The sequence below is a fragment of the Flavobacterium sp. ASW18X genome (genome assembly GCF_005144745.1).
In the GTDB taxonomy this organism is placed as follows: domain Bacteria; phylum Bacteroidota; class Bacteroidia; order Flavobacteriales; family Flavobacteriaceae; genus Croceivirga.
Genome location: NZ_SWKK01000001.1, coordinates 89,926 through 116,913, shown reverse-complemented (window position 1 = coordinate 116,913; position 26,988 = coordinate 89,926). Strand labels below are relative to the sequence as shown.

Annotated in this window: 18 protein-coding genes; 7 read left to right on the top strand and 11 right to left on the bottom strand. The window is 36.1% G+C overall.

Annotated features, from left to right (window positions below; all coding sequences use genetic code 11):
• The first annotated feature begins 8 nt into the window (after positions 1–8).
• Genes FBT53_RS00480 through FBT53_RS00470 form a run of 3 tightly spaced genes read left to right on the top strand, consistent with a single transcriptional unit; the run spans position 9 to position 4,503 of the window.
• Positions 9–3,227: a S41 family peptidase gene (locus FBT53_RS00480; RefSeq protein ID WP_136949207.1), complete on the top strand. Its 3,219-nt coding sequence runs from the start codon at positions 9–11 to the stop codon at positions 3,225–3,227.
• Between the two features lie 24 nt (positions 3,228–3,251).
• A complete protein-coding gene (locus tag FBT53_RS00475; RefSeq protein WP_136949206.1) occupies positions 3,252–4,010 on the top strand; it encodes an SDR family NAD(P)-dependent oxidoreductase in 759 nt (252 codons plus the stop codon).
• 13 nt (positions 4,011–4,023) lie between these two features.
• On the top strand, positions 4,024–4,503 hold the full coding sequence (locus FBT53_RS00470; protein WP_136949205.1) for a hypothetical protein: 480 nt from the start codon (positions 4,024–4,026) through the stop codon (positions 4,501–4,503).
• Here the strand turns inward: FBT53_RS00470 and FBT53_RS00465 are convergent.
• The 10 genes from FBT53_RS00465 to FBT53_RS00420 all read right to left on the bottom strand — a co-directional run bounded on the left by FBT53_RS00465 (position 4,500) and on the right by FBT53_RS00420 (position 20,647).
• Positions 4,500–8,498, bottom strand: coding sequence for a DUF2194 domain-containing protein (locus FBT53_RS00465; RefSeq protein ID WP_136949204.1), 3,999 nt, complete (start codon positions 8,496–8,498; stop codon positions 4,500–4,502). The two genes, FBT53_RS00470 and FBT53_RS00465, sit on opposite strands and share 4 nt — an antisense overlap.
• Positions 8,482–10,464, bottom strand: coding sequence for a hypothetical protein (locus FBT53_RS00460; RefSeq protein ID WP_136949203.1), 1,983 nt, complete (start codon positions 10,462–10,464; stop codon positions 8,482–8,484). Before FBT53_RS00460 ends, FBT53_RS00465 begins: the two co-directional genes overlap by 17 nt.
• Positions 10,465–10,473: 9 nt before the next feature.
• Positions 10,474–11,253 carry an endo alpha-1,4 polygalactosaminidase gene (locus FBT53_RS00455; protein WP_136949202.1) on the bottom strand — a complete coding sequence of 260 codons (780 nt, stop codon included), beginning with the start codon at positions 11,251–11,253 and terminating at the stop codon, positions 10,474–10,476.
• 13 nt (positions 11,254–11,266) lie between these two features.
• Positions 11,267–12,868, bottom strand: a complete 1,602-nt coding sequence (locus FBT53_RS00450; RefSeq protein WP_136949201.1) for a hypothetical protein — start codon at positions 12,866–12,868, stop codon at positions 11,267–11,269.
• Positions 12,868–14,403: a GT4 family glycosyltransferase PelF gene (pelF, locus tag FBT53_RS00445; RefSeq protein WP_136949200.1), complete on the bottom strand. Its 1,536-nt coding sequence runs from the start codon at positions 14,401–14,403 to the stop codon at positions 12,868–12,870. Before pelF ends, FBT53_RS00450 begins: the two co-directional genes overlap by 1 nt.
• A 130-nt stretch (positions 14,404–14,533) precedes the next feature.
• Entirely contained in the window at positions 14,534–15,562 is a 1,029-nt protein-coding gene (locus FBT53_RS00440; RefSeq protein ID WP_240729724.1) for an endo alpha-1,4 polygalactosaminidase, read from the bottom strand.
• A gap of 125 nt (positions 15,563–15,687) precedes the next feature.
• Positions 15,688–18,162 carry a TonB-dependent receptor domain-containing protein gene (locus tag FBT53_RS00435; protein ID WP_136949199.1) on the bottom strand — a complete coding sequence of 825 codons (2,475 nt, stop codon included), beginning with the start codon at positions 18,160–18,162 and terminating at the stop codon, positions 15,688–15,690.
• Between the two features lie 67 nt (positions 18,163–18,229).
• A complete protein-coding gene (locus FBT53_RS00430; protein WP_136949198.1) occupies positions 18,230–19,045 on the bottom strand; it encodes an AraC family transcriptional regulator in 816 nt (271 codons plus the stop codon).
• A 123-nt stretch (positions 19,046–19,168) separates the two neighbouring features.
• A complete protein-coding gene (locus FBT53_RS00425; protein WP_136949197.1) occupies positions 19,169–19,990 on the bottom strand; it encodes a ZIP family metal transporter in 822 nt (273 codons plus the stop codon).
• Complete coding sequence (locus tag FBT53_RS00420) at positions 19,991–20,647, bottom strand: metal-dependent transcriptional regulator (RefSeq protein ID WP_136949231.1); 657 nt, start codon at positions 20,645–20,647, stop codon at positions 19,991–19,993. It lies immediately after the preceding gene.
• Between the two features lie 159 nt (positions 20,648–20,806).
• On the opposite strand from FBT53_RS00420, the gene FBT53_RS00415 reads away from it, so the two are divergent.
• The 4 genes from FBT53_RS00415 (at position 20,807) to FBT53_RS00400 (ending at position 25,901) form a co-directional block, all read left to right on the top strand.
• Positions 20,807–23,158: a TonB-dependent receptor gene (locus tag FBT53_RS00415; RefSeq protein ID WP_136949196.1), complete on the top strand. Its 2,352-nt coding sequence runs from the start codon at positions 20,807–20,809 to the stop codon at positions 23,156–23,158.
• 47 nt (positions 23,159–23,205) lie between these two features.
• Positions 23,206–23,655, top strand: a complete 450-nt coding sequence (locus FBT53_RS00410) for a thioredoxin fold domain-containing protein (protein WP_240729723.1) — start codon at positions 23,206–23,208, stop codon at positions 23,653–23,655.
• A gap of 143 nt (positions 23,656–23,798) precedes the next feature.
• Positions 23,799–24,737 carry a TerC/Alx family metal homeostasis membrane protein gene (locus tag FBT53_RS00405; RefSeq protein ID WP_136949194.1) on the top strand — a complete coding sequence of 313 codons (939 nt, stop codon included), beginning with the start codon at positions 23,799–23,801 and terminating at the stop codon, positions 24,735–24,737.
• Positions 24,738–24,761: 24 nt separating this feature from the next.
• Positions 24,762–25,901, top strand: coding sequence for a lycopene cyclase family protein (locus tag FBT53_RS00400; RefSeq protein ID WP_136949193.1), 1,140 nt, complete (start codon positions 24,762–24,764; stop codon positions 25,899–25,901).
• Between the two features lie 32 nt (positions 25,902–25,933).
• On the opposite strand, the gene FBT53_RS00395 is transcribed toward FBT53_RS00400, so the two are convergent.
• Positions 25,934–26,908, bottom strand: coding sequence for a polyprenyl synthetase family protein (locus FBT53_RS00395; RefSeq protein ID WP_136949192.1), 975 nt, complete (start codon positions 26,906–26,908; stop codon positions 25,934–25,936).
• Positions 26,909–26,988: the final 80 nt, after the last annotated feature.

The following is a 26,988-nucleotide window of genomic DNA, read 5'->3' as shown; positions in this document are numbered from 1 at the left end:
TTAAAAAAATGAACTACACCAGACTTAAAGCAGCTTTTCTTTTGCTGCCCTTACAATTGCTGTTTTTAAATCAAGGCATTGCCCAAGAAACTAAATTAATGCATCAACCAGCTATTAGCGATACGCAAATAGCGTTTATTTATGCCCAAGACTTATGGGTGGCAGATAAGGACGGCAGCAATCCTAGAAGATTAACTGTTGATGAAGGCATAGAATCCAATCCGGTTTTTTCACCGGACGGGAGCATGATTGCCTTTAATGCGGAGTATGATGGCAACCATGACGTCTATATTGTACCTGCCACTGGTGGCGTACCCAAAAGATTAACGTACCACCCATACCGCGATTTAGTAAGAGATTTTACCCCAGATGGAAAACAAGTACTATTCGCTTCTAGAAGAAATACACATACCAACCGCTATTTTAAATTATATACGGTGCCTGTTGAAGGTGGTGCTACTACAGCACTAGATGTACCTAATGCTTTTTGGGCCACCTATTCTAAGGATGGGCAACAGTTGGCCTACAACCCCTATTTTGATGCCTTTCACCAATGGAAACACTATAGAGGTGGCCGTATTTCTAAAATATGGATATATGATATTGACTCGCATAAGATTACAGAAATTCCAAAACCCAATGGCGGCAGTAACGATGTACAACCACAATGGTATGGCGACAAGGTGTTTTTTAGAAGCGACCGCGATGGCGAGTTTAACTTATTTGGTTATGACACCAAAAGCAAACAAATTACCAAGCTAACAGATTATACAGACTTTCCTGCTATAGACCCTAAAATGCATAAAGGCCAAATTATTTATGAACATGCCGGAACGTTGCATATTTATGACACCAATACGGGTAAAGACACCAAATTAAGTATAACTATAACTACGGATTTATTGGAGCTAAGGGAACGTTATGTTTCAGGACAAAACTACGTTCGGTCTGGTAGTATCTCGCCTTCTGGGGCTAGGGTGGTACTAGATTTTAGGGGAGAGGTGGTTACCCTACCCGCAGAAAAAGGAGATATCAAGAATATGACACAAACTCCAGGCGTGCATGAAAAATTTCCGGCATGGTCGCCAGATGGCAAAACTATTGCCTATTTATCTGATGCCTCTGGTGAGTATGCTTTGCATGTGCAAACCGTAGCCACAGGTACCATCAAAAAAATAAAATTAGATGGCACAGGGTTTTACGGCAATCTGCATTGGTCTCCTAACAGTAAAATGGTAAGCTATGTAGATAATGGCCGTAACCTTTATGTTACCAATATAGCTACCACTAAAACTACTAAAATTGACCAAGACGAATTGTTTATACCGGGCGACTTAAGAGAGCTTTTTAGTGATTGGTCTTACGATTCTAACTGGATAGCCTACACCAAGATTATTGGAACCAATTTTGAAAAAGCCTTCTTATATTCCTTAGCAGAGAACAAATCTTACGAACTTACCGATGGACTTGCCAACGTTACGGAACCTAAATTTGACCCTAGTGGAAAGTACATGTACGTTTTAGCTTCTACGGATGCGGGCCCTGTAGTTAATTGGTTTGACCAATCTAACCAAGACAAAGTAAGTACCAACACTATATACCTTTTAACCCTTCAAAAAGATGTTGTTTCACCCTTAAAAAAGGAAAACGATGTTGAATTAGGTGAAAACAAAGCAGCGGAAGCAAAAAAACCGGAAACCTTGAAAATAGATTGGGATGGCCTACAAAATAGAATGCTTGCGCTGCCCATTGAAACAGGTTCTTACCGTAACCTTGCCTTGGCTAATGAGGGTGAATTATTTTATGTTTCTGCTGATATATTCAACGGAGAACGCCAACTCTTCAAATTTACCTTTGACGAACGGAAGGCCGAAGCACAATTTCCTTTAGACTATTTTGAGGTAGCCAGCGGAGGTAAAAAAATGTTTTATAACAGTGGTGGCTCTTGGTTCGTGTCCAATTTGGGTAAAAAATCTGAGCATTCTCCCTTGCCCTTAAACAACATCACTGTAAAAATTAATCCGCAAGAAGAATGGAACAATATCTTTAACGAAGCTTGGAGGGTTAATAGAGATTATTTTTATGACCCGGGAATGCATGGAGCAGATTGGAATGCCATGAAAGCGAAATACAAACCCTTTTTGGTACACCTTTCTTGCAAAGATGACTTGTACCGCGTAATGCGATGGATGTTTAGTGAGTTGGCCGTGGGGCACCACAGGTTTGATCGGGAAGGAGATGCGCTTAATGAGGTCAAAAATATATCGGGCGGATTGCTAGGTGCAGATTACCAAGTAAAAAACAATCGCTATCAGATAACCAAAATTTACGGCGGCCTTAACTGGACTCCAGACTTAAAATCGCCTCTTACAGAACCTGGAATACATGTAAACCAAGGTGATTATATCCTAGCCGTAAACGGTAAAAATGTTTTGGGGACCGATAATTTATACCGCTTTTTTGAAAACACCGCCAACACCTTGGTAGACTTAAAAGTGAGTACCTCGCCAGATGGCAGTAATGCCAGAACTTACCAAGTAACGCCCTTGGCTACAGAATGGGCCATACGCAACCGTGATTGGGTAGAAGGTAATATGAAAAAGGTACACGAAGCTACAAATGGAAAAGTAGCCTATGTTTATGTGCCCAATACCGCGAAAGCAGGATTTGAATATTTTAAAAGATATTTTTACCCACAAGCCAATAAAGAAGCTATTATCATAGATGAGCGCTATAATGGCGGTGGACAGTTGGCAGATTATTATATAGATATTCTTAAAAGACCCGTGCAAGCACATTGGAATTTTAGGTATGGAAAAGATTTAAAATCGCCCAGCGCCTCTATTCAAGGGCCAAAAGTAATGTTGATAGACGAAATGGCCGGTTCTGGTGGCGATTATTTACCATGGATGTTTCGCAAATTTGAATTGGGCACCTTAGTAGGTAAACGTACATGGGGTGGTCTTGTAGGTGTATTGGGTTATCCTGAATTTATAGATGGTGGGGTGGTTACCGCACCCAATGTAGCGTTCTATTCTGATAAAGGTTTTAGAGTAGAGAACGAAGGGGTTGCTCCAGATGTAGATGTAGAACAATTACCAGAATTAGTAATTAAAGGGCATGACCCACAATTGGAAAAAGCGATAGAAATAGTCCTTAAAGAACTTAAAGAAAAACCCATCAAAAAGACGATAACACCAACATATCCAATTAGAGTAAAACAGTAAGTACAAAATTGACTTTTAATCCAAATGAATTTTCAAAATAAAAAGGTATTGATAACAGGAGGCTCGAGAGGCATTGGCAAAGCAACCGCTTTAGCCTTTGCCCAACAGGGCGCCCAGATAGGCATCAATTTTAAAACCAACAAAGAAGAGGCCCAAAAAACACTAGATAACTTACCTGGAGAAGGCCATTATTTGTTTCAAAAAGATATTTCAGAAAAAGAAAACTGTGAGCAATTAATTGAAGAATTTATTGGTATCTATGGGCAACTAGACGTGTTGGTGAACAATGCTGGCATTTCAATTTTTCACGAAGTAGATAAGGTAAATTTAGACGAATGGTCTTCTGCGTGGGAAACAACTTTTAAAACCAATTTATTTGCTGCCGCCAACTTAACTTTTTGTGCGGCAAAGGCCATGATGAAAACCGGTGGTGGCCGCATAGTAAACGTATCTTCTAGAGGGGCTTTTAGAGGAGAACCTACCAAACCCGCTTATGGAGCCAGCAAGGCAGCCTTAAATGCTATGAGTCAGTCTTTGGCCAAAAAGTTAGCCCCGCATAAAATCTACCTAGGTGTGGTTGCTCCAGGATTTACAGAGACCGAAATGGCCGCAGTAACACTTACACCAGCAGAACGCGACAACCTTTTGCGTGAGTCTCCCTTTAAACGCATGGCACAACCAAAAGAGGTTGCTCATGCTATATTATTTTTAGCTTCAGAACAAGCCGCATACACCTCTGGTACCATTATAGATGTAAATGGAGCCAGCTATTTAAGAAGTTAATGGATTTGATGTAATGAAAGCAGCAACAATAGCACAATTAAAAAAAGAATTACAATACAAAGACCAAGAAGAATTGGTGCAGCTTTGTTTACGACTTGCTAAATTTAAACTAGAGAATAAAGAATTACTCTCTTATTTATTGTTCTTAGCAGATGATGAAGAAGATTATGTAGCAGAGGTAAAAGGCGATATTAGTCACGAATTTTCTGAAATTAACACTAGTAGTTATTTCTACATAAAAAAAAGCGTTAGGAAGATATTAAGAGGACTTAAAAAGAATATTAGATACTCCGGAAATAAAGAAACGGAGGTACGCCTTCTACTTCATTTTTGTGATGAACTTATAGCTATTAAGCCCAGTATAAGACGCAATAAAATGCTAATGAATATTTACGACCGCCAATTAGCCATGGCGAAGAAAAAAATTGATGCGCTCCATGAAGACTTGCAATATGACTATTTACAACTGCTAGAAGTGCATCAATCTAATTAAAAATTATACTTAAATGGCTTTAAATGGTAGGTAAAACCTAAGTTAAAAGCATTTGAGAAAAAGTTTTCTATAGTATAAAATTCTGCTCCCGCACTTACAGTAAAATACCTTCCTAAATTAGCGTTGATGTTGGCTAAATACCTTTCAAAATTTGGCTGATTCTGATTTTCATAAAAATAAGTTGCACTACTATCCAAGTAAAACTTATTTTCTTGTTTCCCTATGATTAGACTTACACCAGCTCCCCCAATAAAACGCTTATCTGCCAACCAATATGGAAAACCATCCCTTTGATCTAGACTAGCAACACCGTAAGAGGCTTCTACCAAAGGCCCCAGTTGCCAATTAGCGTTTACATCAAGCAGATTATAAGAGGTTCTAGCGGTACCCGTAGCCATAAAGGCAGCATCTGTAAAGTAATTGCCTTCTATGTTTATTATTTGTGTTAATTTGGGCAATAACTGCAGCTCATTATAACTTTCTACTGTTGCCATGTATATTCCACGCACATATCCTGGCCCAGTAGGTACTGGATTAAAACTCAATTTATTACTATAAAAGTTTTTTTCCTTAGCAAAGCTAACACTAGCAGCAGCGTGGAAAAACGTATTGTTAAAATTATCCCCTTCTATTCTTGCACTTAGGGTTAAATCGTATTCTTTATTCCTATCATTCTTAAAAATATATTCCAAGCCTAATAAATTCCGTTCCTCATTATCTAAAGTATCTCCAATAAAATTTATGGGGTACACAAAACCTCTAACACCTGCCAAGGCATGGATATTATTCTTCTTGTCTCTTAGATTATACCCTCCCTTAAAGTTAAGAACTGTTGGGTCTAATCTATCATTCATAGAATTACCTTTAAAAAACACATCGTGGCCTTCTAAAAGTCGCTCTTTAGACCGCAATGCTGTTTTGGTATTATCGCTAAACAGTTTAGGATACTTACCAACCAAATATATTTGCTCACTAACAGGGAGGTATTCTATGTTTTTATTAATTTTTCCCCGTAGGTCAATAAAGTTTTTTCCACTTGCTATTTCATTGGTGATTTTTGCTGCACCGTTTAAATCACCTGTATACATTAGTAAAGTAGCCATATGGTACCTTACCTCATTATCTTCTGGATATAAATCCATATAATCCTGATAAATACGCTTCATCTTAGTGTAGCGCCTTACCTCATAATTCCAAGTGAGCAAATTTTTGACCGGTACTGTTGTTGCGCAGTCTGTCCATGCCAAAGCTCCTTTATAATTTTCTCTAGCGCCAAAGAGTATTGCAATTTTATCTGCTATTGGCACTAGTTCTTTTGCACAATAAGATTTAGACATTAACTCTGCATAAGCTTTATCCTCATCCGTTCTTATCAAAATACCATAATATTCAGCTGGGTTAGTTTCTTTCAACGCTTCAAAACGCGTAGATTTTAAAAACCAAAAATCTTTAGTATCCTTATCAATAGCATCAGAACAATACGCCCAATCTAAAGCATTGGTATAATCTAAAGCATCTGCGTAATACCAAGCCAATTCTGTTGCCATTGCTCTATAGGTTGCTTCACAAGGCTCAACAGTTGCTAAGGCCAAACTTAAATCAGCATCTTTATTATCTAGTAAAAATTTTATGTAGGCCCTTTGGTCTTCTGTGTTACCAGAAATACGACTTAATTGTCTATAAGCTTCTTTGATATTTTTGAGGTTACCATCCGTATAAAATGAAGAAATATATTCTTTTAACAAATCTGAACTACCTTGTTCAGCTTTAAGGATTCTATCAAACCAAAGTTTCTGTACTGCATCATTATTAAATCCGTGTTCTTTACCAATTTGATGTACTGTATGTAAAAAAGCGTAATCTTCTGAAGTTTTAAAATACGTATCAAAATAATCCCACATACCTTCTTGTCTGTTAGCACCTAACATTAAATCTGCGTATTTTTTCCAATGAGAAGTCGTTAACCTATTCCCTGCGGTAACATGCTTTTCCAATTCTTCCGCAGCCTTTCCATACTCCCCAGTATTAACCAATTTTTCTAATTTCATGGTTAAGGGTAAAAATTGGAATTTAAAATCTTGGAACGTTTTTCTCTCTGCCTTAACTCTAGAGATAACGGCAAAATCATCTTCACCTGTTTTAGTTGTAAGCTCTCCTACGGCAATAAATGGGTCGTGTGTTTTTATTTGATACAAATGACCGTTTAATATTGGTAGCTTTGAGAATTCTAGAACATTTCCAGTTAAATCTTGTTCAAATTTAGTAGCCTTATCTTTTGGCACATACGCAAACCATAGGTGTTCTTTTTCTTCTTTACCATAACTGTCTGAAAATACCATATGAACACCGTCTTCATCGGTGTGTTCGTACTTGGCATATCGCCATTTAATAGTAAACTCAGAACCATCTTTAGCGGTAACAAAACGCGTGTAAGGGTATTTACTTTTAAAGGATAATAACTCTTCTTCAAAAGTTTCATACAATCCTTTTTTTTCATTGCTACTACGCCAAGGTAGTTGGTTGGCATTTCTATAGCTGTAATGACCACTTGTTTTTTTATTAGAGCCATCTGGGATTTGAAAAACATCGTCTGGATGCAAAAAATGATTCCATATTCCTGTAAATAAAAACAACGAATGAATTTCAATTTTTAAATCGTCCGATATTTCAAACCCACTGCTAATCCTTGGATAATCAAAAAAATGGGGATTCCACCTGTCTGGGTCGTATTCTCTATTACTGCCCCTATCAAAATCTCCTAAGTATTGACTCTGCATGTACCTCAAAGAAGGGAACGCCTCTTCTAGTTTAGCCAACCCCACACTATCTATTACATTAGAGGGTGGCACGTAAGACACTGGCAACGCCCCAAACTTTGCCGTTTTCCATTTCTTTTCTGCTGAATTCAAAGCCGTAACCATATAGTCTGGATTAGGCCATTCTTCTTTAGTTAAGGAAACGTGATTGTAGCCATGCAAACCAAGTTCATGACCATTTTTTAACAGCTCTCTTCCAAACCAATTGCTAATTTCTTCTTCATAACCGCTACGCCTAAATTTATTGGCCTCCCATTCTGTAAAAATAAAAGGTGGTTTTACATTATAATTGTAATCAAAAGCCGGGTAGGCCGTATATTTAAGTTCTAACCGTTTTGCTAAATCTAACATATCTGGCCACCAAACATCTGTAAAGTATTTGGCCATGGTAATGTTTTGATTGCTTTTTACAGGTTCTTTGTAGATATTGTATACAGGCGCAGGAAAATCATCTAAATGTACATTAGCCACATTAGAAACCGGGTAAGGCATACCTTCTAAACCTAATAGTAGACTAGAAAACAGCACGCCTCTAGAGACCTTATAAAAATTATCGTCCGTATTATGCACAATAACTTTTCCCTTCCCAATCCTATGCTCAAAAATTAATGGATAAGCTTTATTGTTTTTAGCAGTTACCCATACTTTTATATCATCTTTAAAATTGTCAGCAGCAAAACCATTATGTACATAATTTAATCCCGGATGTACTTTACCTTTAGCTTCTGGAAACAATTCTTCTTTTAAAAAATAACCTTTAGCAGATGCATCCCTATTAAGTTTGTATGTGGGGTCCATACCCATTAAATAAGCCATACGTTCATCTGCATTAACATTTACTAAAAAGAGACTACCACCTCTGGCTACAAAGGCATGTAAGGTATCTACCGCTCTTTCATTTAACTCAAATGTATTAGAAACACATAGTAATTTTACAGAACTAGGTATTTTTGTGGTTAGGTTAAATTGATCTTTACCAATTGTTGTTAAAGGCAATTTTGCATAATCCGTAACCTTTGCCAAATTGGTGTACGTATTGTTTTTTTGTCCTATATAAGCCAATACGGGATTGGAGTTATTACGTTTAACATTACTCCAATCTTTTTGTAAATCCTTACCTGGTTGACAACCATAAAGCAACACCAAAACAAGACATAAATACTTAAATCCCTTGGTCATAATTAAATATCATTTCATTAATGCTACTAAGATTAGGAGCATTGATTATTTCTAAAACTTTTAAATGTTCTGTTTCCTGGTAGGTTCTTATGGAACGCCCTCTACCTTTTAGCTGCTCTAATAAGGCCATAATATTAGTAGACGCCTCTTCTTTTGTATGGAATAAAGACTCTGGAGCGTTATCTTTGGTTACAACAACAAAAACACTTTCTGGAAGAATTTCATCATCTTCTAATGCTACCTGCGCACCCAAATTTTTCTTAGCATGAAAAATGGAATCTCTTTGGGCGTAATCCTTAATAAATTGTTGATGCGTTAGAAACAGATGCTCTTTTTGTGCCAGTTTATAGCCGTAATAATTATTTACTACGATGTAACTATTTTGAAATTGATTACGGTATAACTTGTCATAAAGGTGTACAATTTCCTTTTTTACTTCGCCTGTTTTAGTAGACTTAGCAGCAGTTACATCTACCATCAAGGTAGTAATCGTTAAAAACGCAAGTAGCAGTATGGTGCCCACTCTTTTGAATTTTAACCAAACTATTTTCCTGATTAAAATCATATCTAACAAGCGCAAAACAGCATATAAAGAAATGGCAAATTGTATAGGATATAGCACCCCAAGTGCTTTAAAAAACAAATCTATATCCATCCATTTAAAACCAATAACACTAATATTGAATGCTAAAAGGAAGAAAATTGTAAATGATAAATTAGGCCCTATATTCTTTTTACTTAATCTCAAAAATATAAGTCCCAATAGCCCTATACAAGCCGTGATTTGATAAAGTAATAATAGAGTATTAAAGTCTACCAACAAAGTAGGGAAGTAAGAATAGGTATCTACACTAAGTATGTTGCTGGTAAAGAATGTATAAATATCAATTTGTCTGGCATAGCATACAAATAACTTTATACCTACCATTAGTGATGTTGCTAATAAATAAGCTAAAATACTTTTGACAATAAATTTCTTGTTTTTACCAAAATCTACAAGGGATGCAACCAACAGAATTGGCATTAACATAAATAGCACGTAATAATTTATTAAAGCAACCGCACTAACCAATAAAAACTGTACTAAAAAATACTTTGCCTCAAAATGGGCTATCTGCTTTGGTCTACACAGAAAAACAAAAAATATTAGAGCAAAGAAAAGACCCAAATAAATAGGCGAATGCTCCATAATAATACTAGGATTTAAAGGCAAAAGATAAAATACAGCAGCAAAAAACATAGTGCCTATAAAGGGCAATTTCCATCGGGATTGCGTAAACGTTGCAATCAAATAAAAAATGACCGTACAAAGCATAAAGGCCTCTATAAAACCAAAGGTATACAACGCCATTTCCTTGCTAATCCCTGTTAGTTTGGCATACACATTTACAAGCGCTAATTCACCAACAACTTTATAATCATCTATAAGCCAAAAATTATCATCAAAGTTTTTTACAACGTCTAATGATTCTAACCAAGATTTAGATAAAGTATAACTATCTAAGCTTACATAACCAAAACGCATAAGAATAGCAACAAAACCAATACTCAATAATAACATGGTTGGTTTATGAAATTGTTTGGGTAGGTAATTTTTTAGCTCTTTATGCCATAATTTTTTAAGATTACGCTCCCTTTTTTCCAAGAAAATGAAAAACGTGATTAGCATACGCCTTTTAAGGTTTTTATCTTTTTCTCCAGGATTTAATAAGGAACCTATTCTAAAATATTTATAAAAAGAAATACCAAATAATAGTAAAATTAGGGTAAACGTACTATACATGTTTAATTGTACTAAAACAAACATCCCCACTATTAGTGCCGCACCATATATAGCTGTACGCCTAACAAAATAAGAATACGTATAATTTTGCAAATGTTGTCTAACCGCAAATTGATGTATCACCAATAAGCCTAATAACAATAGGATAAGTCTAAACGGCGCTATTAAAAAATTATCGAACATCTATTATGCTTAATATTTATACTGATTTAAGGCAATATTGCTTACATAGTAAGACAATGGCAGCCCACTTAACCGCTCTTTGATTTGTTGTTTCAATGCTTCTTTTAAAGCATACTCTACCACCAAAATCTCTATTTTAAATTCTTTTTTGGCTTTTAATAGTTGCTGTTTTCTTTGGTTAAAGTCTTGTTGGCCTCTTAATCGGTATACTTTTTTATTAAAGTCGTAATCCGTAGCAACCGATTCTACCAATACCGTAGTTATAAGTTGATGTGTTTGTGGCAATACATCCAAGCCCCCATTTTGCACCCATACTTTGGGTTTCTCCTCCTCATTAATGGTTTGGATTAAGTGCAGTACCTCACCTTTTAATTCTGGCACATTTCCCCAAGCACCAACATTATCCATAGTATCTAAAAACAAACCATCAAACCCTTTTTGCAAAAGAGACAAGGCCCGTTTTTTCATAAGACCTAAAGCTGTTCTGTCTTTAAGATTAATATAGCAACTTCCCCAAGTTTCATTCTCCCCAATTGTATAGGGAGCAAATAAATCATAACTCGAATCGTCCTTACTTATTTCTGTGAAACTAATGTATGCCAGCACTAAATTGCACTTTGCCTTTAGTGCTTTAACCTCTTCTACATTGTATAAACTCCCTTCTACAATCAATAACTTTATATTTTCTGGTAATGCCTCTGGGTTCACCTTAGCATAACTTACCACAAAATCTTGCTGCGCATTGGTTTTTGTAGTCCAAAGGCTAGCCATACTCAAAAAGCTTATCATCACAATATTTTTTTTAATAAGCAGCACTGTAGTGAAAGTCTAAACGGTTAAAAAAATTATGCAAGTGTTTATAGGTAAGTATGGTAAATACAATCGCCCCTAGCAACATACCATATACGCTTAAATCATGCGTAAACGCTCTACTTAAAAGAAATCCACAACAAAAATTAACAACTATCGCAATTGCTAGAGCACGCAAACTAGGCCTTACAACATTGAGTGTAAACATATAAAGTACATTGAGCATACCCCAGCTCAAGAAAATATAGCCTAATGCACCGGCAATAGAAACATGCATGCTTGTAGTTGCCAACTCCTCTCCAAACTTGGCAATATAACCCCAAGGTTCGGTTACCAAAATGTAGATAAGAACACTTGAAATTATTGCGGTAATCCAAAGAATTAAGATATGGCTACGGTATAATTTTTTAAAATGATTACCAAATGCCTTACCATCTGTAGAAGCTAAGCCTTTCTGATTCTGGTCCAATTTTCTACTAAATTCTGCAATGGCATATTCTCCAACACCTACAAGCGCAAAAAACATAAGAATAGCTAAATCCATACCTATCTCATAATTTTTTTCATAAAGCAAAGGGAACTTAAAATTATTTGTCCAATTGGCAGACCAAGCAATTATACGATCCATAAAAACAAACACATATAAAAGCATTCCGTAAAAAAAGTATGGGTAGTTATTGTAAAACACTTTTATTTTAGATGGACGCTCGTATTCTTTTTTATCCGCACCTATTTTTTGTCTAAAAAAATACCAAGTAAATGCTAGGTTAAAGGTGATTGCTGCAGCCAGTCCCAAAAAATGACTTACATAAACATGCATCTTAAAACCCTCGTGCAAGACCAAAGCTATTACCGTTGCTAATGTTATAGTAATGGTGACCGCCCATCTCTTTTTAAGGGGATAGAAAGGTGCTATAGTTAGTAATAATGTAGCTAACATAAAGGTATAACCACACAAAACAAACATAAATGGCAACGGAAACCAGTGAAGCAAAAAATTAATTAGAAACAGGAGTAGCACTGCTACCAAAAACAATTTTATTCCTGCTTGCGTATAGGAATAAATGAGATGCCTGGTCTTAGCATATTTTTTATGCTCCCAATAGAAAAAGGCTTGTCTTCCCATAAGTTGCACAAAACCACCAGATATTACAAATCCAAAGATGACTCCAAGGACCACTGCGGTAGATTGTACAATATTAAATTTAAGGTAGGTCCAAAGCGAATAATTAAAGTAAATAATGGCAAATACTTGTATAAAGATAGGTAGCAAATAAAACAAACCCAGCCCATAATACTTAGCAAACCAGTTCAATTTCACCTTAGAATACTCATTAACTGGCAGGTAGGCTTGCGTTGATTGTTCTTTTTTTTCTACCGTATTTTTAACGTCTTCCGCAGGCATGGCTACAATTTGATTGTAAATAGCAGCTGCCAAATCTTGTAAAGATGCAAACCCGTAATCTTCTTTGGTATCTTGGTTGCGAATACCAAAAGATTCTAATGCTGCGTACACCACCAATAACCCTTGGGGTTTGCCCACTTGTGCAATTACTTTTGCACTTAGTTCATTGTACCTATCTACTGTATCCATTAAGCTATCTGAATCTGCTTTAGTGATTCTTTTTTTAATTGAGATACTGGCGTTACCAAAGCTTGATATTCTTTTTCAAACAATGCAATAAATTGTTCTATAGTAAAAAGTTCTAAAACTCTTTTTCTAGCTGCCTCTCCCATTTTTTTACGAAGTATATCATCTTTCAATATCGCTACAACTTTATCCGCAATAGCAATAAAGTCTCTAGGCTTGCAAACAAACCCACATTCTTCTGTTAGCGCTTCTGTAACACCACCAACATCCGTAGCTACTACAGGTATGCTACAACTCATAGATTCTATAACAGTATAAGGGAACCCTTCAGAAATAGAGGTGAGAATAGAGATATCACCCTCTAAAAACAATTCTTGCGGTTTATTATGAAAACCAGCAAGTTTAAAATGGTCTTCTAATGCTAACTCTGAGATTAAATTTTCGCATTGTTCTGTATATTCCGGAACAGCATCTTTATTACCATACACCAGAAAAAGCACATTTGGAATAGATTTGCGCACTTCTGCACAAACCTTAATCATCGTAATGATATCTTTTAAATCGAAAATCCTAGCGGCAGCCACAACTGTTGGCCGGTCTTTTTTAATGGTAATTTTTGCAGGAATAAACTTAGCCGACTCTACCCCATTATAAACCACATTTACTTTTTCTTTCTTTGCTCCATAACGTAGTGCCCATTCTATATTAAATTTACTCACTGTTAATATACGGTCGCACTCTCTATAGGTTAACCGAGTTAACATTTCAGAAAAAACAATTAATAGTCTTTTTAAAAAAGGAGAATAAGCGGTCTTACTTATTGCTAACATGCGCTCTCTAATAAAAACACCATGTTCGGTTAACATTGTTTTAGCGCCATATTTTTCTTTATTCTTAAGCGCTGGTATAATTCCAGTCCCCGCAATGGTTAAATGGGTAATATCTGACTTTGGGGGATCTATGGCTAATGGAATTAAAAACCGATAAATTAATCGGATACCCATACTCATATCTTGCAAAGTTGCCTCCTTAAATTCTTTCTGTGGCCAAATTTTTGAAATACAATGATTAAAACTGTTCCAAACAGACTCACTTCTTAAAGTAGATTTGTAATCGTAATTATTAAAAAATTGCCACATTTTTATGAATGCCTTTTTAATCGCTTCTAAATCTGCATCCGTTTGTGGAGCGTCCTTAAACGTATTTTCTAGAAAGAGTTTAAAATGGGGTACAAATAAATTTTGAACATTCTCATAGGTGGTCATCTCCCTACGCATAAGAATGGTTTTATATTCTTCATTATAATCTACACAGTCATACGGTTCTTCTGGAGACCAAACAGGGATTTGCACTATTTCTTTAACCGAGGTTCCTAAATCATATATAGGTTTATATTCCACATCTGCGGTAAGCGCATACAGGCTAAAATCAAAATCCTTAATATTTTGGGTAAGGTAATGTGCCCACGTAGAGACTCCGCCGCCTTTGTATGGGTACGTACCTTCTGTAACAAGAAGTATGTTCTTATTATTGCTCAAAGGAAACTTTTAGTTAATAGTTAACGCTTATACAAAAATCACTTTGCTAATCAGGATCAACAAAATTTTAAGTTTATAAGCACATTACATCTATAAAAAGCAAATGGGGGGCTAATTTGTAGGAAAAACGCTAATCCTCAAAGAATTCAAATGCATCGATAATATCCAAATAAACACCGTCAAACTGCGATGACAGTATTAAATTTAAATAGGAGTTTTGATTGTAAATAATAGTGTTTTGCCAATCTTGCTCCCAATATTTTACTTTAAAATTACCTGGCCAATCAGGATTTTCTTCAGATAACCACACCGGGGGCTCAAAGTCCCAATTGTTGTCCCAGTAAAAGCGATAATCTTCTGCTTCGCCAATAGACATATAGGCAATCACCTTTCTTTTACCCCCATTAGCTTTGGTTTTTAAAGCGGTGATGTCCTCTACAGTGAATTGCTGCTCTGTAGCAAAAAAAACATCTATAATTAAAACGTCATAATTAGTAGCTTGTAATGCCCCTAACAAAGCAGTTTTAGATGGATATGCAGAATAGTTTAAGAAGAAGAGATGATTTTTAGCATCTGTTAATTTCACAATATCATTGGCATTCTCATTTGGTATATCGTAAGCTTCTGTAGGTATTACATTTAATTCTCTTTCAGTAGCTACAAAATGAGTGAATCCTTTCTCTTTTGCATTATTTATGCTTGTAGTTATCTTATTGGTCGTACGGCAGTAATCGGTTACCAATATGGCATTACCTTCTGCCTGAGATTTTTCTAGATAACTTAGTAAATACCTTGTTCTGCTATTACCTGTTTCCGAGTTATCCCTTGGATCTCCGTACCATAATGATTCCTGCCCGTGACCGTCTATAGCATTTAAATAGTCTACAGCTAATACACCCTCTTCTGCACCATCTAAGGTTACTAATTCTATACCATTTTGTGGAATTATGCTGAATTCTGGATTTTTTTCTTTTGCGTAACGGGATATCTCTATAACAAAGGCTCGCATTTCATCCTTATAATAGGTAGCACTCAAAGGCGCTTCTTCAGTAGGTATCATTACTGTCTCTTCAAACTCTTGAGTGGTTTGAGAACAAGTGAGGAAGAAGACCCCCATCAATACTGAAAAAATAAAACCTCTGTGTAGCATATCTTTCATAAATTCAGCTTTCAAAGATAAATGCAAATTTTAGACCACAAATTATCTTAAGGTAAAATTCATTAAACTTTAGGGAGTTACGCAAAACGCCACAAGTAATACTAAGAAATAGTGAGTTGTATTACCTAAAACTCCCGTTTACCAAACTCACTCTCTATGAAACGCGATTTATTTTTACGTTTGTTAAAAGAATAAGAGAGGTTTAAAAACACCATATCTACCTCATAAACATAGTTGGTAGTGGTAAAAAAGGCACCAGGCCTAAAGGTTGTAATCCTTTGTTCGTTAGTATTTAGCAATCCCAAATCTATATTTTGCCATTGCAATGTTGCAACTAAACGATTGTCTAAAAACGATTTTCTAAAAGATAGGTTGGGGGCAAAAAACTCTGAATCTTCTCCCTGAGCTGTATTCTTTGCTGATAAATAATTAAACGTGAATTGTAAAGATGCGGTATCTGTAAAGGCATACGTACTATTGGTATTTAGACTAAAAACGGTACTATTAGTTGCTATTTTTTCACCGTCAAAACTACCGTTTATCTGGTGGTCATAAATATTAAACCCTATAAAATTGCTCCACTTTTCCGTAGGTTTTATTTGCGCTCCTAGCTCTAACCCAAGAGAGCGAGCGTCCCCAACATTAGAATAGATTCGGTTCAAGATAGTATCATTATAAATGGTGTTTACCCGGTTTACCACATTTTTTACCTTTCTATAATAGCTCGTTGCAAAAATAGAATTGCCTTTGCCTAAGTTTTTAGACACTCCTAATTCTACCAAATCTATAAATTCAGGTGTCAACGTTGGGTCCCCTTGCTCTAAGGTTTCTGAATGTTCTCTTTCTGGAAAAGGATTCATCTTAAACGTAGTAGTGCGTTCTATACGCTTGCTATAGGCAGCCTTTACCTTTATCCTGTTTTTAAAAGTGTATTGCAAAGATGCGGAAGGAAAAGGTTTTACAAAATCGTAGGTATATGTAGTATCTATCACCCCTAATTTATCACGTAAATCGAACCTCCTATCCATAGTTTCTATACGGACACCTACTGCATATTCCCATTGTGCTCTTTGTCCGGTAAATTGTAAGTAACCCGCATGTATGGTACGTTTTAAGTCCACTTCACTAGAAAATTCTGGAACCAGCTCAAAAGAAGCTGTTGGTTCTGTTCGTCGCTCATAAATAAAATCTCCTTTATGATCAAGCATTCGGTATTGATAACCCAGTTCTAATTGACCAAAACCCCATGGATTTAGAGCGTAATCCAATTGAAAACGATATCCATTTAAGGGGTTGTCATTGGTATTGTATTCATCTTGATAAAGAATTGTTGTGTCTGGATATCCTAAATTTCTATTGGTTGTAGGCCCTCCAAGTAATGTATATTCATATAAAAAAGAAGCAGCTAATTTTGAAGTGTTTTTAAATTGATGGGTATAATCCATACTACCTAAAACAAAATCACTTTTTCTAATCCTAAGGTTCTTATTAAAATATTGAAAAGTATAGTTTCTTGTACCGCCCTCTGCTGTGGAAATTGCGTGATTATCAAAATATACAATATCTGCAGTCCGGTCTTTAGACCTTTTCCCAGCATAGAAACCTACAGAAAACGTATTTATAGTATCTGGAGTAAAATCCACGGTAAATCTTCCAGAATAGTTTTCTTCATCAAAACTACGCTCTCCATCAGATGGAAATTGCGTTCTAGTTTCATTAAGAATGGTATATACATCGCCTTCTCTTCTACCCGCCAAATCATGACGTTGATAGTTGGCACCAAGCGAAACATTCCACTTTTCTCTTTGTATATTATAGGTTGCATCTATACCATAACGATGTGCATCTTCTGCGTTCCCGTAATTTTCTATAGAAGGGAAACCTCCTTTAATATTAATCTGAGCAAAATCTCCCAGGTTGCTACCCTTTTTAGTAATAATATTTAAAATACCAGCCTTACCTTCTGGATCATATTTAGCAGAAGGTGCAGTAATTACTTCAATCTGCTCTACTGCATTTGCAGGTAGTTGGTTTAGTAAAGTAGCAGCATTGCCTTGAACGGGTTGTCCATTTAACAAAACGACAAAACCCGTAGTTCCACGCACACTTATCTCTCCAAGTCCATTTACAGATACTGATGGTAAGTTTTTTAAAATAGCTGCGGCACTACCTCCTAAAGCATTCCGAAATTTTTTAGTCTCAAAAACTTGTTTATCAATACGGTTATTGACCGTATTTCGTTCAGTTTGTACTACTACCTCTTGCAGCGCCATTTGCCCAGAATTTAAGAAAATAGTTCCTACATCTAAAGCCCTAGCACTCCTGACCTGTATTGGTGAAAATTTTTTGCTTTGGTAACCAATAAAAGAAGCATCTAGATAATAATCACCATCATTAGGATGTTCTATAAAAAAATAGCCATTTTCATCCGTAACTACTCCAGATACCAAGGTACTATCTACACTGTATAAGGCTACAGTGGCATATTCTAATGCACTTTGGTCTTGTGCGTCTTTTATGTAACCTTTAACCTGAGCTGATAAATATCCATAAGAAAGTATTACGTATAGAAATAGTAGAAGTTTGGTCTGTTTTAACATGGTCAATTAATTATAAAGTGTCAAAATTACGCTTAATAATAACAGACAAATGGTAGCATTCTATAAATTATGGTATTCTTGCCGTTTTACGGTATTGTAAAGGGGTTAAGCCTGTATGCCTTTTAAAGTATTTTACAAAGTTAGAAGCATCGTTAAATTCAAAAGAATAAGCCAACCGCGCAATCGAAGCGTCTGTATAGCATAGCCTTCTTTTTGCTTCTTTAATTATAGCCTCTGCAATAACAAGAGATGCGGTTTTATCAAATTCCTTTTTGCAGATGGCATTAAGATTCTCTGGAGAGGTATGTAACACTCCTGCGTAATAGGCCACACTATTTACTAAACGCTCTTGTAATAAGGCCACCAATTGTGCGCCTTTACTGTGTACCTTTTGGCCGTCTTTTTCTGCTTCTTCTTTTATGCTTGCAAATAATGCCTTTAATAAACCTTCAAAAACCATAGTATTCCCCGCTACACCTTTTGCATATTCTTTCTCCAATAAACTAAAAAGCGTACCAATATTTTCTTCTCTGGATAAGTTAATCATTGGCTTATCAAAAATACTACGCAACAAAATAGCCAATTCTTGATCTGTACTAAAGTCTAAAAAAGAAGCTTTAATAATTAGAACAAACCCTTTAGGTTCCGTAGTGATTTCCCAATGATGCACTTGGTCTTGGGTAATTACAAAAACTACGGGAGATGTAATTGGGTATGCTTTAAAATCTACATGGTGCACTCCTTGCGCATCCGAAAAGTATACCAGCTCTAGATATTTGTTATGCCTATGGGGTTTGGTATATCTTTTACGTACATCGAACGGTGCAATTTTTAAATGTGTATTACGCTCACTTTTATCCTTAACCTGTATTGTTGCTTGCATGGTTTAGTTTTTGGTCTGTGGTTATATCGTAAAAAAGCATTGATATATCCTTAAAACTAAACATTCTCAACGGCTAGGAAGCTAAATAAATGTGTAAAACAATAAAACAAATTGTTTTTACACCTATCCTAGCCCTACATCTAAGGTCATCATGATGATAAATCCGCCTATAAAGCCCATCGTTGCTATGTCTGTATACTTATCTTGCTGAGTTTCAGGTATTACTTCTTCTACTACCACAAAAATCATGGCTCCTGCAGCAAATGCTAATGCATAAGGTAAAATAGGCTCAAAAGTCAAAACCGCCCAAGCGCCTAAAACCCCAGCGATAGGTTCTACAATAGCAGAAGCCTGCCCGTACATAAAGCTTTTTCTGCGGCTTAAGCCATGTCTGCGCATTGGTACTGCCACGGCAAACCCTTCTGGAAAATTTTGCAAGCCAATACCAAGAGCTAAAGCAACCGCCCCACCAATAGTAGCACCCTCAAAACCAGAAGCTACCCCTCCAAATAGTACACCCACAGCCAAACCTTCTGGTATATTATGCAGGGTAATAGCTAAAACTAAAAGTACAGTTCGGTGCCAAGGGGTCTTAATACCTTCGGCTTCATCTACTTTAAAATTTATATGCAAATGGGGTAAGATTTTATCTAACCCAAAAATAAAACCAGCACCTAATAAAAAGCCTACCGCGGCGGGAATCACTTTAACAAAACCTTCCCCCGGACTCATTTCTATGCCTGGCGCCAGTAAACTCCAAAAACTTGCTGCCACCATGACCCCCCCAGTAAAACCTAACATACCATCCATTAAAGCTCTATTAGGACTTTTAAATAAAAAAACTAATCCTGCACCAGCAGCAGTTAGGCCCCAAGTAAATAAAGTTGCATACAAAGCGGCCAAAATGGGATCTATGGTTTCAAAATAAGCAATTACCTGTTCCATCTAAGTGTTTATTTTTATGTATAAATTACTAGCTATCATATTAGAAATATGAATTTCTTTTGTTTCGATTTTAACCAAAAGTGAATTATCAAAATCTTCTTTTTCTAAAATTTCTATATGATTTCCTAACGCTATTTTGTTCTTATCTAAAAACTTTAAAAAAGCAGAAGAAGTATCTTTTACTCCCACACAAATCCCCCTTTGACCCTTACTAACCTCACTTAGTAATTGTTTATCGCGCTCAAAAAACTCACCCTCTTTAGAAGGTATAGGATCTCCATGTGGGTCAAACTTTGGAAAATCTAATAGTTCGTCAATTTTATCTATTAGTTTTTCGCTCTTAATATGTTCTAACTGTTCCGCAACTTCATGAACCTCATCCCAAGAAAAATCTAATTTCTTTACCAAAAAAACCTCCCAAAGTCGGTGCTTTCTTATGATGGATAAAGCCGTTTTTGTTCCTTTCTCTGTAAGAGAAATACCCCTATATTTTATATAATCTACCAGGCCTTTATCTGCTAATTTTTTAGCCATATCCGTTACAGAAGAGGGTTTCGTATCCATCTCTTCTGCAATGGCATTGGTCGTAATGAGTTGACTTCTATGTCCACCCAAATGATAAATTGCTTTAATGTAATTCTCTTCAGATTTTGTCACGCTCTTAAAAGCTTTTTTCAAAAATACATTTTTATTTATCAAAATCAATTTTTAGCTTTGTCTAAATTTAATTTACATGATAACTAAATTTCATGTTACGTTAATCTTTTTACCACTTAACAGTTTTAGACTGCAATTTAATTTTGAGACCTCTTTTTAATGAAAACCTTTTTTATAGTACATTTTTGTTTACTATTTACCTATTTAACCGCTCAAGATCAACTGGTAAGTGGTACTGTTACAAGTCAAAAAAAACCCGTTGCGTTTGCTAGTATTTTTGTAAAAGGAACAACGCTGGGCACAACTTCTGATGAAAACGGAACATATACTTTGAAGCTGCCACAAGGCATTACTACCATTACTGTACAAAGTCAGGGTTTTAGAAGTTTGGAAAAGAAGGTTGATATCAGCAGTACCAAAAACAACCAACTTGACTTTAATTTGATTGAAGATGTTTTAGGCTTGGATGAGGTTGTCATAAGTGCTACTAGAAACCGAGTGGAACGTAAAAGTGCGCCTGTTGTTGTTTCTTCTTTAAAACCAAGACTGCTCACTGCAACGCAATCTATATCCGTTGCAGAGGGCTTAAATTTTGCGCCAGGCGTACGAGTAGAAACAAACTGCCAAAACTGTGGGTTTACACAAGTACGACTAAATGGTTTAGATGGTGCTTACACACAAATTCTTTTAAATAGTAGACCTATATTCTCCTCTCTATTGGGGGTTTATGGTTTAGAACAGATACCTACAAATAGTATTGAGCGCGTAGAAGTAATCCGTAGTGGTGGCTCTGCACTTTTTGGCTCTAATGCCATAGCAGGAACCGTGAATATAATTACCAAGGACCCTATATTAAACTTATGGGAAGTTGGCAGCAACCTAGCTATTATAGATGGCGAAGCTTTAGACCGTGTTGTAAATTTCAATAGTTCTATTGTTGCGGATGATTTAAAAAGTGGCATAACGCTTTTTGGCATGTACCGTAACAGAGACTCATATGATGCAAATGGAGATGGCTTCACAGAAATAGTAGAATTACGCAATAATACCTTAGGAGCTAAAGCTTTTTTTAAGCCTACAGACAAAAGCCGTTTATCTTTAAACTTAAATGCAATACGTGAACAACGTAGAGGTGGAGACCGTTTAGACTTAGCGCCTCAATTTACAGATATAACCGAGCAGTTAGACCACGATACTTTTATTGGCGGATTGGACTATGATATTCGTAGTAAGGATGGCACACTTAACAGTCAACTTTATACCTCTGCTTCTTACACTGCTAGAGATAGTTATTATGGTGGTTTAGGAGGAGAGCGGACTAGAGCCGATAGTATCGCAGCTAACAATGCATTTGGGGACACTAAAGATTTAGCTTGGGTAAATGGTTTGCAATTAACTAAAGCTTTTAAAAACAATGATGTTCTTACCGGCGGGGTAGAATATACTTACAGTAATACCGAAGATAATATTGCAGGCTACAATCGGTTAATAGACCAAAGTGTAAACAGTCTAGGTACCTACGCTCAGTACGAATGGAAGCCTACCCAGAGATTTACCACACTATTAGGGGGCCGTCTAGACCACGTATCTGTAGATGGCAATTATGCTATTGGCACTATTGCTAGAACAGTAGACCTTAACCAAACTGCATTTTCTCCTAGATTAACGTTATCTTATTTAATTACAGATGATTTAAAGTTTAGAGGAGGGTACGCTCGTGGATTCCGCGCTCCACAAGCTTTTAATGAAGATTTACACATTTCTAGTGTGGGCGGAGAACAACAGTTTGTAATACTATCAGAAAATTTAAAGACTGAATTCTCTAACGCTTTAACAGCATCCTTAAACTATGCTAAAACAAAAAAATTAGTACAGTTAGACGTTTTATTAGAAGGATTTTACACCAATATACAAGACCCATTTACTTTGGTTAGTACTGGTGCAGTTTTAGAAAACGGCTCTATCTTAGAAGAAGTAAGAAATGGGAAAGGTGCAACAGTTTACGGTTCTAATTTTGAAATAGGAGTTTCTCCCAATCCTAAATGGCAATTTCAGGCAGGGGGAACGTTACAGCGTACAAAATACGATGAAACACAATTGTTGTTTGAAACTGATGGCATCCCTGGTGAAACTAATATTACTGTAAACGAGTTTGTACGTGTTCCTAATTTTTACGGTTACATAAATGGAACTTGGCTACCTAACAAACATTTTAATGTTGATGTTACCAGTACGTATACAGGTAATATGACCGTCCCTAGAGTAATTAGCGATACTGGCTTTTTACAACTTAGGGAATCTGGTGATTTTTTTGATATGAACCTAAAATTAGAAACGCATTTTGATTTTAGTGAATCTTTTATGATTACCATTTCTGGTGGTGTAACCAACATTTTTAACAGCTACCAAAATGATTTTGACAGTGGTGCAACTCGTGATTCTGATTACATCTATGGACCAGATGCGCCAAGAGCCCTATTCTTTGGCCTTAAAATTGGCAAACTACATTAATAATGGCATCAACACCTACAATTAAACCCTTTAAAACGTTACTAATTTTGGCATTAGTAGCACTTGTTAACTCCACTGTAAACGCACAAAAATCCACCATAAACTGGCTAAGTTTTGAGCAGTTAGAAGATTCTTTGGCAGTAAAACAAAAAAAAGTATTTATCAACTTCTACGCTGATTGGTGTGCGTACTGTAAAAAAATGGATGCCGCAGCATTTAAAGACAAAGAGGTTATCGCTAAACTTAATAGTGACTTTTATGCCGTAAAGATGAATGCAGAAAGTAAGGAAGCAATAGCATTCAGAGGAGAACTATTTACCAATAAACAATTGGAAACGCATAGAAACCCCACACATGAACTTGCCTTAGTATTAGCGTCGAGACCTGAGACGCCTTTTTCCTTGCCTGCCACGATTATTTTAGATAAAGATTTTAATATTACACAACGATATTTTGAATATCTATCTCCCCAAAAATTACTATCTATTCTAAATTAAATAAGCCTAACAATAATAGATAGACCCTGAATTGCAGTAAAAAAGGCCACTATGCTTGCCTTCAATTTCACTAAAATAAAAGTGTAAAAGAGTTAATCCTTTTGGCGCAAACCCAGTACATTTGAGCAAATATATTATGCGCTATGGAAAGCAATCTGCCTTGGATTATTCTTATTGGTCATGTGCTATTATTACTGTTTATAGACTTTTTTGTCTTGCATAAAAAGAATGAAGTTGTTACCAATAAAAAAGCACTTTGGGAGACTGTTTTCTTTGTTACCAATGCCTTACTTTTTACTGGCGCTGTCTACTATTTTTATACAAATGGTATGGTCGCCAATCCTACAGAAATACCCGCTACAGAGGCTGTTTTCAAATATATTTCTGGCTACTTAATAGAACTGTCTTTAAGTGTAGACAACTTATTTGTAATTGCCATCATATTTACTGGTTATAACATTCCTTTAAAATACCAACACAAACTCTTGTTCTTAGGAATTTTAGGCGCTATTATTTTCAGGGCGCTTCTTATTGGTTTTGGCTTGTTACTTATTCATAAGTTCCATAACATCACCATTATTTTTGGTTTGTTTTTGTTGTACACAGCTATTACCATGTTTAAGAAAAATGATAAGGAAGATGAACCAAGCCAAAAAAACAAAGGCATAGCCAAATTCTTTAATATTTCTGACCAATTAGATGGTGATAAATTTCGTACTACCATAAATGGCAAAAAAGTATTTACCGCGCTATTTGGAGCTTTAATCACCATAGAATTCACAGATTTACTTTTTGCTCTAGATAGCATCCCAGCTATTTTAGCCATAACCACAGACCCATACCTAATTTTTAGCTCTAACATTTTTGCTATTATGGGCCTACGGTCGCTATACTTTTTCTTAGCGAACATGCTAGAGCGTTTCCATTATTTAAAATATAGCGTATTTGCTATCCTTATTTTTGTAGCTTTTAAGTTAATGCTAGCCAATTGGATTAAGATTCCAGAATGGATTTCCCTCACCGTAATTGCAATTGCCTTAGGTATTGGTATTTGGGTGTCCATGGTCCGCTCTAAAAAGTAGGTGTTGCTTTTGTACCTTTAGCACATGCATTATAACTACGTAATTGTTGGCGCAGGAGCTGCTGGTCTTCTTTTGCTAAAAGCATTAGCCGAAGATTCATTTTTTAATGCTAGCTCCATTCTTGTTATCGATAAAAGTGCCAAAACAGAAAACGATAGAACCTGGTGCTTTTGGGAAAAAGACCAGAGTGATTTAGATGCTTACACGTATAAAAAATGGTCAAATATTCGCTTTAAGAATACTACGTTCAATACTAAAGAAAATATTAGCCCATACTACTACAAAATGATTAGGGGTATTGATTTTTACAATAAATTAATTCCCAAGCTCAAGGCAAAAGAAAATATAGAGTTTCTGCAGGGTACTGTCACAGCAATTGTAGACAATCAAATTAAACTAGCCAACCAAACCCAAACCATTAGAGCGGACAAAATTTTTGATAGTAGATTTAACTATAAGGATTTGCTTTCGCGAAGTAAATTCCCTGTCTTACAACAACACTTTATAGGTTGGCATATTAAGACAGACCAAGCTGTGTTTGGCTCAGATACAGCTACCTTTATGGATTTTAGCGTACCTCAAAAAGAGAATACTAGGTTTATGTATGTGCTTCCGTTTGCAGAAAACGAAGCTTTAGTGGAGTATACCCTATTCTCTGCTACTCCCTTAGCTACAGACGAATACGAATCAGCAATAACAAATTACCTTTCTAAATTGGGTGTTACTTATTATAAGGTTATTGCCAAAGAAAAAGGCAATATACCTATGACATGCCACCCGTTCCATAAAGAAAATACTGGGCGTTACCTAAAAATCGGAATTGCTGGCGGATGGGCCAAACCCAGTACCGGTTATACCTTTTACAACAGTAAAAAACAAGTTACTAAGTTGGTAAACTTACTAAAGTCCGAAAAACCTTTACATCACTTAAAACCCCATAAAAAATTCTGGTTTTATGATGTGTTGTTGTTAGATATTTTAGACCAAAAAAATAACCTAGGCAGCCCCATCTTTAGTCAAATGTTTCAAAAAAGACCAGCAAAACTAATCTTGAAATTTTTAGACGAGGAAACTAACCTTTGGGAAGACCTGCAACTTATTTGGGCATGCCCCAAAAAACCTTTTATACAAGCCTTACTAAAAAGGGTAAAATCAGGATTTTAATCTAAATAATAAACCAAACAGAACAAGGTAATCTACACCTTTCTAGTCATCAAACTTTTACCAAAGGCAAGCAATGCATCTTTTCTATTTTCAGGCACATTTAGAGCTTTAAGCTGGTTAAAGGCCAATTGGGTATATTTTTCCACCTCTTCTAAAATGGCTGCAACGGCACCACTGTGCTCAAATATTTGTTTAACTGCCGTTATTTTACTAGTAGGATCTGCTGGTTGTATACTAAAGAGATGCTGTAAAGTAGTTTGGTCTGCTTCCTTTGCTTTTTGCATAGCAGTGATATACAAGAAGGTCTTTTTATTTTCTATAATATCCCCACCAACTTGTTTTCCAAATGTTTCTGGGTCACCGAAAGCATCTAAATAATCATCTTGCAGTTGAAAAGCGATTCCTAAATTTTTACCAAAAGCATAAATAGCTTCTTGGTCTTCCATAGTAGCTTCGGCCACAATGGCACCCATCTGTAATGCTGCTGCTACCAAAACGGATGTTTTATAGGCAATCATTTGCAAGTACTCCTGTAAAGTAACATCGTCTCTAACTTCAAAATCCACGTCGTATTGTTGACCTTCACATACTTCTAAAGCTGTGGTGTTAAATAATACCAATAGTTTTTTTAAGGTATCTCCATCATACTGTGCCAAGTGTTGGTACGCATTAATAAGCATAGCATCACCAGAAAGAATTCCGGTATTGACATCCCATTTTTCGTGTACTGTGGTTTTTCCTCTTCGCAGCGGAGCATCGTCCATAATATCATCATGTACCAGAGAAAAGTTATGAAAAACCTCTACGGCCATTGCTGCGGGTAATGCTTTATTAAAATCTACCCCAAATAACTCGCACCCCATAAGTGCCAGGATTGGACGCATTCGCTTACCTCCCAATTGTAAGATGTAGTTAACGGGCTCATATAACTGTTTGGGTTCTTTGGTAATTTCATGTTCTTCTAAATACGATAAGAATGCTGCCCTGTAGGCATCCAAGCTGTGCATAAAATGGGATTTTGCTCAAAAATACATCCAAAAAGATTAACAAAAACGGATTGTACTCGTCAGATATATCAAAAAAAGAT